General features: G+C 62.8%; 8 protein-coding genes. 3 read left to right on the top strand and 5 right to left on the bottom strand.

Annotated elements, in window-relative coordinates:
- Positions 1-70: 70 nt before the first annotated feature.
- Positions 71-1,249, bottom strand: a complete 1,179-nt coding sequence (locus AB6O04_RS06630) for an MFS transporter (protein ID WP_368563046.1) — start codon at positions 1,247-1,249, stop codon at positions 71-73.
- Between the two features lie 269 nt (positions 1,250-1,518).
- On the opposite strand from AB6O04_RS06630, the gene AB6O04_RS06625 reads away from it, so the two are divergent.
- The 3 genes from AB6O04_RS06625 to AB6O04_RS06615 all read left to right on the top strand — a co-directional run bounded on the left by AB6O04_RS06625 (position 1,519) and on the right by AB6O04_RS06615 (position 4,209).
- On the top strand, positions 1,519-2,181 hold the full coding sequence (locus AB6O04_RS06625) for an alpha/beta hydrolase (RefSeq protein ID WP_368563045.1): 663 nt from the start codon (positions 1,519-1,521) through the stop codon (positions 2,179-2,181).
- Between the two features lie 14 nt (positions 2,182-2,195).
- The gene (gene zapE, locus AB6O04_RS06620; protein ID WP_368563166.1) at positions 2,196-3,371 is read left to right on the top strand and encodes a cell division protein ZapE; all 1,176 of its coding nucleotides are present in this window, start codon (positions 2,196-2,198) and stop codon (positions 3,369-3,371) included.
- 67 nt (positions 3,372-3,438) lie between these two features.
- Complete coding sequence (locus AB6O04_RS06615; protein ID WP_368563044.1) at positions 3,439-4,209, top strand: NAD-dependent deacetylase; 771 nt, start codon at positions 3,439-3,441, stop codon at positions 4,207-4,209.
- A gap of 251 nt (positions 4,210-4,460) precedes the next feature.
- Here AB6O04_RS06615 and AB6O04_RS06610 read toward each other — a convergent pair whose 3' ends face one another.
- The 4 genes from AB6O04_RS06610 to AB6O04_RS06595 all read right to left on the bottom strand — a co-directional run bounded on the left by AB6O04_RS06610 (position 4,461) and on the right by AB6O04_RS06595 (position 14,640).
- Complete coding sequence (locus AB6O04_RS06610; RefSeq protein ID WP_368563043.1) at positions 4,461-5,273, bottom strand: fructosamine kinase family protein; 813 nt, start codon at positions 5,271-5,273, stop codon at positions 4,461-4,463.
- Positions 5,274-5,434: 161 nt separating this feature from the next.
- Entirely contained in the window at positions 5,435-8,833 is a 3,399-nt protein-coding gene (locus AB6O04_RS06605) for a hypothetical protein (RefSeq protein ID WP_368563042.1), read from the bottom strand.
- Positions 8,834-8,974: 141 nt separating this feature from the next.
- Entirely contained in the window at positions 8,975-11,635 is a 2,661-nt protein-coding gene (locus AB6O04_RS06600) for a hypothetical protein (RefSeq protein ID WP_368563041.1), read from the bottom strand.
- A gap of 245 nt (positions 11,636-11,880) precedes the next feature.
- Positions 11,881-14,640 (bottom strand): hypothetical protein, encoded by a 2,760-nt coding sequence (locus tag AB6O04_RS06595; RefSeq protein WP_368563040.1) that lies wholly within the window; start codon positions 14,638-14,640, stop codon positions 11,881-11,883.
- Between the last annotated feature and the right edge of the window lie 274 nt (positions 14,641-14,914).

Here is a 14,914-nt window from a genome sequence, read left to right as displayed (position 1 = left end):
CCGCCGCGAGCTCTTTCCATCAGATCGCGATAAAGCGAAGAGCTCGCGGCGGGACGCCGCTCCTACAAGGTCATGCGCTTGCACCATAGACCACATCGTTCACTGCCGCACGCCGCTCCATCCGCAAACTGAGCAAGGTCAAACCCAGTCCCACTACCGTTACTCCGGCAGCGGCCAAACTCAGGACGGGATAACCGGCGCCATGAGTCAGCAGGGTCGCACCGATCCAGGCGCCGCCGGCGTTGCCCAGGTTGAACGCACTCTGGTTCAGCGTGGACACCAGCAGGGGTGCATCCTTCGCCTGCTGCACCGAGCGCGCCTGTAGGCCGGGGCCGGCGACGAAGCCGATCAAGCCGATCAGGAAAACACCGGTCACCGCCAGCGCGGGCACGTACATGGCGCCGGCAAACGCGACAAAGAATGCGCACAACACCAGCAGCGCGATGATCAGTGCGGGCATCAGCTTCCAGTCTGCAAGCCGTCCGCCCAGCAGCGTGCCCGCGGTAGCGCCCAGCCCGAACAGCACCAGCACCAGACTGATGGCGTCTTCGCCCAGGCCCGCTTCGCTGGTCAGGATCGGCACGATGTAGGTGAAAACGGCGAAGATGCCGCCGAAGCCGAACACGGTCATGCCCAGCGCCAGCAGCACCTGCGGTTCGCGCAGTACGCGTAGCTCGCGGCGCAGTTGCGGCGCGGTCAGGTCATGCAAGTTCGGCACATTGCGGGCGATGATCGCCAGCGACGCCACGCCCAGCACCACCACCGCCCAGAAGGTCGCGCGCCAGCCCAGCGCCTGGCCCAGCAGCGTGCCCAGCGGAACGCCCAGGATGTTCGCCACGGTCAACCCAGTGAACATCAACGCGATGGCCTGCGCGCCCTTGCCCGGCGGCGCGATGTGGCGGGCAACGACGGCGCCAGCCCCGAAGAACGAACCGTGCGCCAGCGAGGCAATCACCCGCGCCACCATCAGCGTTTCGTAGTTGGGCGCCAGCGCGCACAACACATTGCCCAGCACGAAGATGCCCATCAGCACCAGCAGCACCGCCTTGCGCGGCAGCTTTGCCGTTGCCATCGCCAGCAGCGGCCCGCCAATCACCACGCCCAACGCATAGCCGGACACCAGCAACCCGGCCGAAGGAATCGATACACCCAGATCGTCCGCCATCTGCGGCAGCAGGCCCATCACCACGAATTCCGTGGTGCCAATAGCAAAAGCACTCACCGCGAGCGCAAGAAGAGGAAGCCGCATGGGAGATATCTGGGGGAGATCCGGCCAATTGTGCACTGCACAAAATGTGCGGGCAAGGCCGACCGCCCCAACCCAGCGTTGCATCGGTGGCGCTACAGATTTGGGGATTGCTGGCGATAAAGATTGAGTTGCTCCAGATAATTGGGCGACGGTCGTGTTCGCTTCGCGCGTCAGCAAGGAGACGCAAGTAGCTTTGCCGCCTCCTTTTTACAAAAGGGGGCTATCAAGGCGCTAAAGCCCTTCATTTCACCAAGCCTTATCATGGACGCATGGCAAACCCTCCATTCCCCGCTGAATCCGGTCCACTGACCCTTCCCGGCCCCGCCGGTACGCTGGAGGCGCATGTCGAATGGCCGGAGGACGGCGTCGCGGCGCTGCCGCTGACCGCCATCGTTTGCCATCCGCTGCCGACCGAAGGCGGCACCATGCACAACAAAGTCGTGGTGATGCTGGCGCGCAGCTTGCGCGAGCTCGGCGCGGTCACCGTCCGCTTCAATTTCCGCGGCACCGGTGGCTCAGTGGGGCACTTCGATCATGGCGAAGGCGAGGCGGACGACCTGCGCGCCGTCGCTACCTGGGTGCGTGAGCAGCGTCCGGGAAATGCATTGTGGCTGGCTGGCTTCAGCTTCGGCTCCTATGTCGCGCTACGTACCAGCAATGACATAAAACCCGACGCATTGATCACCGTCGCGCCGCCGGTTGGCCGTTGGGATTTCGACAAGATTGTGCCGCCTGCCTGTCCGTGGCTGGTGATACAGGGCGAAGAGGATGAGATTGTCGACCCGCAAGCGGTGTACGACTGGATCGATGAACTGAAAGATCCGCCGGAACTCATCCGCATGCCGGAAACCAGCCACTTCTTTCATCGCAAGCTGATGGACCTGCGCGGCGCGGTCAAGCACGCCATGAAAGCCTTTCTTCCGGCGGCATGATGGCTTACGGCGATATGCAGGACACGCTGTTACAGGACCGGCTCACGCCTTCGCAGGCCTATGCGCGCGGCGCGGCCAATGGCGAATGGCAGGACGATCCAGCCCAGCATGAAGCACTGCGCGAATTGGACCGTATCCATCTGGCGCTGCTGGAGGACGCGAAGGAAGGCTGGTTGGATCGGCTTTCCTCGTTGTGGAAGAAGCCCGAACCAGTGAAGGGTCTGTACTTGTGGGGCGGCGTGGGCCGCGGAAAGACCTTCCTGATCGATCTGTTCTACGACAACCTGCCGCTGCCCGCACTGGCCGCCACGGGCGGACCCGATTTGCCATTGCCGCACACGCAGCACAATGGCGAGAGCGGCAAGTACCGCACCCACTTCCACCGCTTCATGCGCAGCGTGCATGAGCGACTGCGCGAGCACGCCGGCCAGAGTGATCCGCTGGCGAAGATCGCGCAGGAATGGCGCGAGAAACTGCGCGTACTGGTGCTGGATGAATTCTTCGTCACCGACATCGGCGACGCGATGCTGCTTGGCCGTCTGCTGGAGCGGCTGATCGCAGAAGGCGTGACGCTGGTGACCAGCTCCAACACCCCGCCGGAGAACTTGTACAAGGACGGCCTGCAGCGCGACAGCTTTCTGCCCGCCATTGCATTGATCCAGAAGTATTGCGTGGAAGTGCACGCGATGGGCGCGGAAGACTATCGGCTGCGTGCGTTGACGCGCTCGCCGGTCTACCGCACGCCGTTGGATGACACATCCGACACGTGGCTTTGCGAACGCTGGAAAGAGCTGACCGCCGGTACCGCGCTCCGCGACGGCAACATCGTCATCGAAGACCGCAAGATACCGGTACGCGGACGCGGCAAAGGCATTGCCTGGTTCGACTTCGCCGCACTCTGCGAAGGGCCTCGCGGCACCAGCGATTACATCGAGATCGCCCGCGAATTCCACACTGTGCTGCTGGGCGGCATTCCCACCTTCGACCGCACCAATGAAGACGCCGCGCGTCGCTTCGTCAACCTGATCGACGAGTTCTATGACCGCCACGTCAACCTGGTCTGCACCGCGGCCGCGCCTCCGACCACGCTGTATTCCGGAATGCGCCTGCAAGGCGCCTTCGAACGCACCGCCTCACGCCTGATCGAAATGCAAAGCACCGAATACCTGGCCACCGAACACAAAGCCTGAAGCACACCCCATAACCCTGACCGTGGGAGCGACGTAAGTCGCGACCGTAAAAATAATCTCCCAACAAATGCCCCACGCCTCCCACGACATCGTCAAGACCCTCGCCCCTCTGATCGCGGAGGCAGACTCCGTTGCCGTCCTCACCGGCGCGGGTATGTCCGCCGAAAGCGGCATTCCCACCTTTCGCGGACAGCACAACAGCTTGTGGTCGCAGTTCGACCCGCAGCAGCTGGCGACGGCCGACGCCTGGCGGGCGGACAAAGCGCTGGTTTGGGGCTGGTACCGCTGGAGGATGGCCATGGTGCAGCAGGCCAAACCACACGCGGGACATCTGGCGCTGGCCAAGCTCGCAGTGCATACCAACATTTCACTGGTGACACAGAACGTCGACGACTTGCACGAACGCGCCGGCAGCCGGGTGTCCGCACACGTGCACGGCAGTCTGTCCGCTTTGCGCTGTTTCGACTGCGCACAAACTTATACAGCCGCATTGAAACCCATGAAACCGCAGGCGGCCGTGCTGCGCCTGATGCCGCCCACATGTCTCCACTGCGGCGGCGATATCCGCCCGGGCGTCGTCTGGTTTGGCGAAGCCCTGCCCGAATACGCCTGGGCGCGCGCGGAAGCCGCCGCGGACCGTTGCGACTTGATGCTGGTCATCGGCACCTCCGGCCTGGTCTACCCCGCCGCGGGCCTGCCTGCGGTGGCCCAGCAACACGGCGCGAAAGTGGTGGAGATAAATCCCGACGACACCGCACTCACACCACATGTGGACATGCATTGGCGCACGACCGCGGCGGAAGCGTTGCCGCTTTTGTTGAAAGAGATGGGTGGTTAGAGCGCAGGTTGTTGGCTTCGTCGCTCCAACGTCACCTTGCGCCAGAATCAACCGATAATCGTCCGTCATCCCGGCGCAGGCCGGGATGACGGATCTCTTTTGCCATAGAGATTTTCGCGATGGCTTCCAAAATAGATGACCCTGTAGGAGCGGCGTCCCGCCGCGAGCTCTTCGCTTCTATGGCGACCTGATAGAAAGAGCTCGCGGCGGGACGCCGCTCCTACAGGGTGGGTTTGTCTTACATGATGACCTTACCCAGCTCCGACACGACTCATCGCGTTGCGTACCGGCTGTAGGTAGCTACCGCCGAACAGATTGAGATGATTGAGCAGGTGGTAAAGGTTGTAGACGGGAACGCGCTCGCGCCAGTCGCCATTGATACCCAACTCTGACTGATACGCATCGAAGAACACCGCAGGCGTTTCACCAAACAACGTCAGCATCGCCAGGTCGGCTTCCGCCCAGCCGTAGTGCACGGCACCGGCATCGATCAACGCCAGTTCGCCATCCGCGCACGGATGCAGGTTGCCCAACCACAGATCACCATGCAGCAGCGCGGGCGGCTGCTTTGGAATCCGCATCGGCAGTTCGGCGCAGATCCGCTCGACACTCAAGATATCGCGTTCGATCAGCAGGCCGGTATCACGCGCACGCTTTGCCTGTGGCAGCAGCCGGCATTCGGCGAAGAAGCGCCAGCCATCCTGCATGCGTATGTTGAGCTGAGCACCATCACCGCACCAGCCATCGCGATCCAGTCCGAACTCGTTAGCCGTACATCGGTGTTGACGCGCCAGAGCCCCGCCTGCGCGCTCCCATGCGACGCTGCTGGGCTGACCACGTCCTAAGTCCTCGATCACCAACGCATCTTCGACCACCGCGTGCACGTGTGGGACGCGCAGGCCGCCCGCGGTTTCCAGCAACGCCAATCCATGCGCTTCCATGGCGAAGAATCCTGCAGGCGCCATGCGGCGGCGCTTGATCACCATTTTCCGACCATCTTCGAGCGCCAGCCGATGCAACCCATCGGTCAGAGCATCGATACGTGAGCGAAAGAGCGCGTCCATGCGGCGATTGTCGCTGATGCCAACGCGGTAGCCAGTCACAGCTCTTCACAACCTAACGTAGGAGCGGCGTCCCGCCGCGAGCTCTTGCTCCTCACATGCATCACAGAAAAGCGGAAGAGCTCGCGGCGGGACGTCGCTCCTACGTCATTTTTCTAGAGGAATCACTGCCCTGTTGCCGTCACGGTGCAGGCCATGCCGAACTGCAAGGCACCGCCGGCCGGGAAGGTGGGAATCGTCAATCCGATATCTTGGAATGCCGACACGTCCAGCGACGCGGGGCACGCCGCACCGCCGCTGGCGTTGCAGGTGAGCGCGGCCGCGGCGCAATCCACACCGGTCACGGCTGGATCGATCACTACCGCACCGTCGCCCGGGCCCGGACCGTCGTTATTCACGGCGATCACATAGGTCACCGTCTCGCCCGGCCGTGCCGTAACTGGATTGACGGTCTTGTCGATACTCAGATTGGTCGTGGGCGTATTGGTGAACGTGCAGACGAAACTCTCGGCATTGGCGTCGATCAGGCCGCCGGGGATCGTGTAGGCGTTACCCGAGCGGCTACCGACCGGCGTGCCGCCAGAAGTACACACGGCATCGCTCAGCAACCATCCGGCCGGCAGCGTGTTCTCGGTGATCACCACGTCGGTGCCGAACGTCGTGACCGCGAACGGCTCGGTAGTACCCGCCGAACTCGTGTCGCCGTCCACCTGCGCCGGTGCATCCACTGCCGTGGTACTGACCGAACCCGTCGCCTGTGCGGCGTTGGTCAGGCCAAAGCCGAACGGGCCACCGGTGATCAACCGCGTTGTTTTGTTCAACGTCACCGTGGCCGGTTCGCAGATCGATTGCGGCAACACCACCTGCGCCAGTAAGGCCTGCGCACCAGGCCCTGACTTGATATGCACGACGATCTCGTTGAAGCCGCTATTCCATGGTCCTACCAATGTGCCCGCAGCCGGATTACCCGCTTGGAAGCCGGCGTAGAAGTACGGATCGGCCGCGCCATAGTTGGAGCGGATGTTCTGCGCTACTCCGTTGACCCATATCTGGATGACGGCGTTGTCGCTGTAGAAGTCCAAGCGCGGACGGAGGGTCGCCGGGTCGGTGCCCGGCCCCAGATTAAGTTGGTAGCGGTAGAAGACGTCGTAGTTGACGTTGGTGGGATGAAGGGCATTGGCCGCGTGGGAGATCCAGTTGGCGTTGTTGTACGGTGAGACCATGTAGTTCGCAGGCGGATTGGTTAGCACGGCCGCTGCGCCATAGCTCAATCCGGCCGGCGGTGCGCCCGTGATCGGCGTGGTGGTCAGCGCGACTTGCCAATGGGTGTCGGTACCGGACGTGAGTCGACCGCCGCTGCCGTCGTAAGCGGTATTCAACAAGCTGGCGTCGCTGCTGCAGGTGAGGTTGGCAACGTTCGGTGCCGGTACCGGAAACTGGCTGTCCGTGTCGCTGGCCGAATTGTTGGCGGTGTTGGAGTCGGTGGTACCTGCCGGCGCGGTCACGGTGGCGGTGTTAAGCAAGCTGCCGGAGAACGACAACGGCACACTCAACGTCAAGGTGTAGGTGACCGACGAAGTGGTCGTCCCACTGACGGGCAAGTTGACGGTGCTGTTGATCGCGCCGCTGCCGCTGGCGGCGCCGCATACGCCGCCGCCGGTGGTGGTGGCACAAGTCCAGCTGGCCGTGGTGATGCCGGTGGGCAGCGCATCGACGACCTGCGCGTTCTGCACGCCGAACGGACCGTTGTTGCTGACCACAATGGTGTAGGTAACGTCGTTGCCGGGCGTATAGGTGTTACTGCCGTCGGTCTTGGTGATCGCCAGATCGGCTGGAAAGACCACGGGTGAGGTGGCGCACTTGGCCCCGTCTCCGCCGCCCGCCGGCGCATCGGAGATCAGGGTGGCCCGACCGGTTACCAGATCGAACTTGTAGAACCCACCGCTATTGCGGCGACCAAAAATACCGTTGCTCGCTCCTATCATGGAACCGAACGCATCAGTGGGTCCTGTGAACCCGGAAGGCCCGATAGGGGTGACGGCTCCGGTCGTCGGATTGATGGAGTTGAACAGGCCGGTGTCGTGGTCTTGGGCGTAAAGCATGCCGTTGGACCAGGCGATGTCCCCGTTGGCGATGGACCGGTTCAACGTGATGAGTGTGGCAACCCGGGTAGTGAGATTGATCCGCCACATCTGATTCGTCGAGGCATTGCTCTTGATGTAGTAGAAGCCGTCGGCACCGACTTCACCCGATGCTATGCCCGTCGCGGCACCGATACCGCCACCGGAGATAGCACCGGCATCCTGTACCACGCCATTGGCGGCGATACGCAGCAGACGATGCGTGCTCGTAGTCTCATCCCACCGCGTGGCGAAGAGGTAATTGCTGGCGGGGTCGTAGCCCATGGCGTTGTAGCCGGGGGAATTCGGCGCGCCTATCGGTGGGTAGGTCAGCGGGTTGGTGCTGGTATCGATGCGATATAGCTGCGTCGGCGAGTCCACACCGAGATACATGGTGGAGCTGCAGGTGCCGAAGCTGGGCGGCGTGCTGTTGACGTAGGAGCACGTAAAGCGTTCGCCCGCGGCTACGGCGCCCGCAGGAATGGTGATCTGCCGGCCGCTGAGCGTGCCGACCGTCGCGCCCGACGAGCTGGTGCAGCTGCCGCTGGCGAAGTTCCACAACGCCGGCAGCGTGGATTCGTTGATGGTGATGGCGGTTCCGAGCGTAGCAACAGTGAAATCGGTGACGGCGGCATTGGCATCGCCATTCACCACCGTGGGCGAGCCTGCTGCCGTCGTGGTCACTGAACCCGTAGTCTGCCGCGTATTGGTCAGCGTGAATCCGAACGCACCACCGACACCGTTCTGCGTGGTTTTGGTCAGCGTTACTGTCGGCATTGTTGCCAGCATCACGTCGTCGATGCCGAAATCGTTGCCGGCAGACACTGTGTTGCTGTTGGTGATGCGCAGGCTGACCTCGCTGGTCGCGGCGGCCGTGGTGAATACCACCTGGCGCCGGATCCAGGTGTTATTGGTGCCGGGATAGGCCGTGTTGGTAGTGCTGACGACGGTGATCGCACCGGCATTGGGGGTGATCCCCTGGGTCAGGACGGGATCGCTGACCTGATTGGCTACCATCGTCATGTACGAAAAAACATAGGTCTTGTTCGGTTGCACCGCGATTGCCGAAACGGTGCGCCAGACCGCCTGACCTGCGGTGTAGGCGCAGGTCGCGGTGTTATGGAACAGATAGTGGGTCGATCCGGCACCATCGGAAGTCGAGTCTCCATTGGTGGCGACGATCTGCCCATTGAGGCAGCCTGCGCTAAGCCAGTTGCCGTCGGCAGTACTTTGCGCAGTCGGCAAGGCCGCATTGGCCGAGCCGAACGTTTCCCGGAATACGACCTGCGCCTGGGCGTTGCCGCTCCATAGCGCCGAAGCGGCGAATGCCAGAAAGAACACGAAGGAAGCGAACCGATGAATGGCTTTGGCTCGATGAGGCAGGTCATCGTTCTCTGGCTTCTTCTTCGCAAACCATTTGGAGAGCGGATTCTTGTTCTTCAACTTACTGACCTCTGATTTGCCGACTTATTCGTTCTTTTAGGAGCGGCGTCCCGCCGCGAGCTCTTCCGCATTCCCTGCGATGCATCTGAAGAGCAAGAGCTCGCGGCGGGACGCCGCTCCTACGTCATTTTTCTGGGTGGTTCATTGTCCCGTCGCCGTCACGGTGCAGGCCATGCCGAACTGCAATGCACTGCCGGCTGGGAACGTGGGAATGACCAGGCCGGGGCCTTGCAGTGCCGCCACATCCAGCGACGCCGGACACGCCGCGCCGCCGCTGGCGCTGCAGCTCAGCGTGGCGGCGGTGCAATCCATCCCCGGCACCGGCGGATCGGTCACCACCGCACCGTCGCCGGTGCCCGGGCCGTCGTTGTTGACGGCGATGGTGTAGGTCACGGTTTCGCCGGGGCGCGCAGTCGCCGGCGTGACCGCTTTGTCGATGCGCAGGTTGGTCGTCGGATCGTTGACGAAGCTGCAGCTATACGTCTGCCCCGTCGTGATCGAGGCGGCAGGAATGGTGTATCTGCCATTGACCAGGCTGCCTACCAATGCGCCATTGCCATTGGCGCAAGTCGCGCCGTTGAGCACCCAGTCTGTGGGGACACTGGATTCGTCGATGGTCACATCCGCTCCCAGGCTGGCTACGCGGAAAGCGGTCTCCGCACCCGGGTTGCCGTCCACCACGGCCGCACTGCCGCCTGCGGTAGTCGAGACCGGCGCCGGCGCAGTCACCGTAGTGTTGCCCAGTGTGAATCCGAACGGCCCGCCCGCAATCTGCGAGGTGATCTTGCTCAGGTTGATGGTCGGCAAAGGTCCGTTGTCGAAGCGGCAGACGATATCCGCCTCCGGCCTGACATTGGCCGCGGGAATGGTGAGCGTGGGCGTGGCAAATGTGCTGATCACGGTCGGATTGCCGGTGCTGCCGGCGTTCTGGTCGGTACACACGGCGGCGGTGATGCCCCAGCCCTCTGGCACCACTTCGCCCAAGGTGATGGCGGTACCTGGAGCGCGCGAGAAATATCCAGGGGAGGACACGGGCGTGCCGGCCGTCGTGGTTGTCAGCGCTGTGCTGGGAACGGCGGTACTGTCTGTCTGTACCACATTAGTCAAGTCGATCTGGAAGCTGCCCGTGCCGCCCTCACTGAGCTTGGCGACCGTCAAGCAGGCCGGACGCGCAAAGAGCGAGACATTGATGTGGTCGCCGACCCCCACATTATTGGTGGTCAAGGTGATGGACGTAACGGTTCCCGTCGAGTTTCCCCGCATCACCGCCTGCTGCCGGAGGGGTCCAGGCCGGTCGTAGGTCAACACGCCCGTCGAGGGGTCATAGAGCAACTCCCCTTCGCGGCGGACTAGATCCGCCGGGCTGGCTCCACTCCCCGCGCCGAACGCTATCGTGACGGTAGGCTGGGGTTGTGTCTGATAATCCTCCACGCCGATATCACTGACGACGAACTGGATCCAATCCACCGGAACCGCTTGTCCGAACGTCCAGGTAATCGTGAAATCTCCGCCCGAGGTTGTCCAATAGGTATTGGGCTGCCAATTGCCGGTTCTTGCGATGGTACCGGTGACGCCCAGCGGATTGAACGCGAAAGTCATGTTGCCCAGCACGCGGACCGGTGAACACGCGTTGGAGCTTGGCGGTGACTCCATGGTGTCGGTGTCGCTGGCCGTGTTGTTGCTGGTGTCGGTATCGGTCATGCCAGCGGGCGGCGTCACCGTGGCGGTGTTGGTCAGGCTGCCGGTGTAGGTGGACGGAACCGCCATGCTCAACCGGTAGGTGACCGAAGCGCCTGCCGGCAGATTGGCCGTCGTATTGATCGCCCCCGCGCCGCTGGTAGCACCACAAACGCCTCCGCCGGTGGCACTGCCGCAGGTCCAGCTGGCGCTGGTGATGCCGGTCGGCAATGGATCGGTGATCTGTGCGCCGGTCACCGGTGTGGTGCCGATATTGCGGACGACGATGTCGTAGGTGAGATCAAGACCTGGCGTGTAAGTGGCCGTGCCGTCGTCCTTGGTGATCGAAAGATCGCCTTCGCAGGGACCGCTGCTGGCAAAGGTGAAATTGTCGATAAACAGGCCAGTACCGGAGCTGGCATAGACGCCGGTATTGACGATCTGAATCGTTGCCGCGGTATCCACTGCAGTGAACGTATGTTGATAAGTACGCCAGGTGACCGTGTACGGCAGCGTCGTCGGTATGCCGGCGGTCCCTCCGTTGGAAACAGAATCGGCAGCAGGCCGGAGTGTCGCAAGCGTGACCGGCGTTGCGCCGCTTCCATTTCCTAGTTGCACGACACCCGCCGATTGCGCGGCCGAGTGGCCGGAATAGTCGATCGAGAAGGTGTATTGCCGCCCGGCAACTAGGCCGGTGAAGGTTTGCCGAAACGTTGCCGCCGCAGTCCCGTAAAGGTCGAGACCCTGCGCACCGTGACTCATATTGCTGTAGTAACGCAGGATATCGACGGTGCCGCTTACGGTTTGCCACCCATCGATGGGGTACGTCGTTGTCCGCCATACTGCGTAGCCGTTTGCATAGGCGGTATTTTCACCAGCGCGTTGCGGCTCGGTTTGGATGTTCGGCGATTCGAACGAACCGTTGGTGGCGATATTGCACGCCTGCGCCTGGGCGTCACCGCTCCACAGCGCCGAAGTGGCGAATGCCGCGAAGAACGCAACGGACGCGAAACGATAGGCGATTGAATGCCTGTCCGAGCAGCGCTTGTCGTCAGGCCGGCTTGAGCCGAAACCAAGGGAGACGACCCGTCGCGCCAGAGTGGTGATTGCATTTTTCTGGCGCATCATGCGTTTCCTTCTTCACTTCTACTGGTTGTCTGCTGCATCCGTTCAGAAGAGCTGGCGCTCGCCTGTTCGACGTCTGGACGCACGGCGGCGCGCTCTTCATCGCGCACACCGGGTGGTTACCGGGTGCGGCGCGTCATGCGTTTTATCTCTTCCCACTTCTTTGTTGCCTGTTGTATCCGTCCAATAGTGTCGCTCTTGTAGGAGCGGCGGGACGCCGCTCCTACGTCATTTTTCTGGATGGTTCATTGCCCCGTCGCCGTCACGGTGCAAGTAAGCGCCAAGGTGACCGTGCCGCCATTGGGAAATGTCGGAATTGCCAGCCCAGCCGCCAGCTGCTCCGGTGTCGGCGCAGCCGGGCACGCCGCGCCTCCTGCCGCCGAACATGTCAGCGCGGTGCACGCCAGGCTGTTCGGCACGCCGGGATCGGTCACAACGGCACCATCCGCGGCGTCCGGTCCATTGTTGGTCGCCAGCAGCGTGTAGACCACCTCTTCTCCCGAAGTCACCGTGGTAGGAGTGACGGTTTTCGCGATCGTAAGATTGGCCCTGGGCAGCGCGTCATTGGTGAAGCGGCAGCGGATATCGGCTTGCGGCCGCACGTTGCTGGCCGGCAGCGTGATCGTGGGCGAAGCGAAGCTGCCGATCACCGTCGGGTTGCCAGTCACGCCTGCGTTCTGGTCGGTACAGACGGCCGAAGCCAGATTCCAGCCGACTGGCACCGTCTCGCTCACGGTGACGTTCTGGTCGATGATCGAGTAGTACACGGTCGAGGACACCGCGGTATCCGGTGCGGTCGTCGTCAGCGTGATGGTGGGAACCGCGGTGCCGTTGGCCTCCACCACATTGCCGGTGCCGAACTGGAATGCATCGGTGCCGCCTTCGCTGACCTTCTCCACCGTCACGCACGCGGGGCGGACAAAGAGCGAGTTGGCGATGTTGTCGCCGGTGGCCACGCCGGTGGAGGTAATGGTGATGGAGGTGACGGTGTCGCTGCCGTTGCCCTGCAGATGGCCCGATTGCCGATACGGCCCGCCCGGTCGGAAGCGGAGCGCTCCCCCGGAATAGATCAGATCGCCATCGGCAAGAGAGAAATCGGCCGTGGTGGCGGTGCCGCCGGCCAGGGTGATGGTGAAGACGGGCGGGTTCGCATCGTAGTCGAGACCGGAAGTCTCGTTGACATCGACGACCGCGAAGCGGATCCAGCTCACCGGTATGGGTTGCGTGAAGGTCCAGGTGAAGGTGTAGTTCCCGCCCCGTGTCGCCCAGGCATTGTCTGGGTGCCAACCGTTGGCGGCGGATTTCTGGACCGTACCGGTGGTGGGGAACGGCGCCAGCGTGAACGATGCGCCCTGCAGAACCACACGCGGCGAGCAGGCGCCGGAGGTCGGCGGCGGTTCCATCGTGTCGGTATCGCTGGCCTGGTTGTTGTCGAGGTTCGTGTCGGTCACCCCGGCGGGCACGGCCATCGTTGCTGTGTTGGTGAGGTTACCGGTGTAATCCGACGGCACCACCATGTTCAACAGGTAGGTGACCGAGGCGCCAGTGGGAAGGTCGGCCGTGGTGTTGATGGCGCCGGTGCCGCTTGGCGCACCGCAGACGCCACCATTTGTCGCACCTCCACAGGTCCAGCTTGCATTCGTGATGTCTGCCGGCAGCGGGTCGCTGATCTGCGCGCCGATGACGTCGATCAGGCCTGCGTTGGAAACCACGATCGCGTAGTTCACGTCGAAGCCGGGGACGTAGGTCGCGGCGCCGTCGTCCTTGGTGATGGACAGGTCGACATCGTTATCGACGATGGTCCAAGTAAGCTCGGCGTTCGCGGCTCCACCGCAAACCGAAGTGCTGCTCACCACGTAGTTCGCCGGATTCTCGACGATGGCCAGCGTTACGGTCTCGTCGCCTTCGATGTCGGTGTCGTCGATGACCGACAGCGGCAGCGGGAAATCCTGGCCGGCGCCGTAGTCGCCCGCCGGGATGGTGACGCTGAAGGTCGATCCGGGCGCGGAGAAGTCTGTTCCAAGCGTGGCGGTGCCGCCGGTGATCGCCACCTGCACGTTGAAGGTGGTTTCGATGACGCCCGTAATGCGTATGGCAGGAACACCGGCCGCACCCTGGTCTTCGCGCGTGGATGCCACTGCCGGGAAGAACTCGACGTAGGGCCGCAGGATCAGGACGATGTCATCCAGGATATTGCCGGCAGATCCGCCGGTGACCGCCTGGAATCCGATGGTCTGCACCCCCACGGATCCGTTCCAGACGAAGCTTCCGGAATAGTTGGCCCAGCCGCCCACGGTGCCACCGAGATTGCATGTACCCAATCCGCAGCTGTTGAGCGTTCCTGCGCCAGCGGTGGTGGTGCTGGCATCCATGATGAGCTGGCTACCCGCTCCCGATGGGTTAGTGCCGATATTGAAGGTCATCCGCTCGGTGGTGACCCGGCCTTTGTGGGCAAGCCGCCAGTCCACCCTTTCCCCGGTCACCATGCATACGTTCTGGTACAGACGGGCCGCGGTGAATGCATTCAGTTCGGCCCACTGGATACCCGTGCGGGCGCTGGTGCCTTCGGCATTGTTCTTGAACATCTGCATGCCACCCACGATTGGGGGCGACGCCTTATGCCCGCCGCACGTTCCATGCGATGAATCGTTCCATATGCCGGTATAAGTGGGCTCGGTCGTTTCCCATCCAGGCACCACCGCCGATTCCCTGATCGAATAGCAGCTGGCGCCGGGCAACAGCGGCTGCTCGAAGCTCGGATTGACGAAGCTGCGCTGTACCTGGGCCTGTGCACCGTCGCTCCACAACGCCGATGCGGCGAATGCCGCGAAGAACGCAATGGAAGCGAGGCGGTGGGCGATGGGGTGTCGATTCGAGCGGCGCGTAAAGCTCACCTGCTCACCATCCAGACGCGCTGCGGCGCGTTCTTCATCGCGCACACGGAGTGGTTGCCGGGGCGCGGCCCATTGCGCGAGAGTGGTGATTGCTTTTTCCCGGCGCGTCATATGTTTTCCTTCGTCCACTTCTTCGTTGCCTGCTGTATCCGTTCAAAGAGCAAATGCCTGTTCGCCATCCGGACGGCCCTGCGGCGCGTTCTTCATCGCGCGAACGATGCGGTGCGCCTTTGGCTTACCGCATCCTATGTACCTTCTTTGTTGCCTATATCCGTCCAATGAGTCGCTCTTGTAGGAGCGGCGTCCCGCCGCGAGCTCTTCCGCAGTCCCTGCGATGCATCTGAAGAACAAGAGCTCGCGGCGGGACGCCGCTCCTACATCGTTT

The organism is Pseudoxanthomonas sp. UTMC 1351 (genome assembly GCF_040948865.1).
Classification (GTDB): Bacteria; Pseudomonadota; Gammaproteobacteria; order Xanthomonadales; family Xanthomonadaceae; genus Pseudoxanthomonas_A.
This window is presented reverse-complemented; position numbering and strand designations above follow the sequence as displayed.

Bases quoted from the DNA above. Each gene is read 5' to 3' on its own strand.
- AB6O04_RS06630 (WP_368563046.1), bottom strand. From the start codon at position 1,249: ATGCGGCTTCCTCTTCTTGCGCTCGCGGTGAGTGCTTTTGCTATTGGC.
- AB6O04_RS06625 (WP_368563045.1), top strand. From the start codon at position 1,519: ATGGCAAACCCTCCATTCCCCGCTGAATCCGGTCCACTGACCCTTCCC.
- zapE (WP_368563166.1), top strand. From the start codon at position 2,196: ATGCAGGACACGCTGTTACAGGACCGGCTCACGCCTTCGCAGGCCTAT.
- AB6O04_RS06615 (WP_368563044.1), top strand. From the start codon at position 3,439: ATGCCCCACGCCTCCCACGACATCGTCAAGACCCTCGCCCCTCTGATC.
- AB6O04_RS06610 (WP_368563043.1), bottom strand. From the start codon at position 5,273: ATGGACGCGCTCTTTCGCTCACGTATCGATGCTCTGACCGATGGGTTG.
- AB6O04_RS06600 (WP_368563041.1), bottom strand. From the start codon at position 11,635: ATGCGCCAGAAAAATGCAATCACCACTCTGGCGCGACGGGTCGTCTCC.
- AB6O04_RS06595 (WP_368563040.1), bottom strand. From the start codon at position 14,640: ATGACGCGCCGGGAAAAAGCAATCACCACTCTCGCGCAATGGGCCGCG.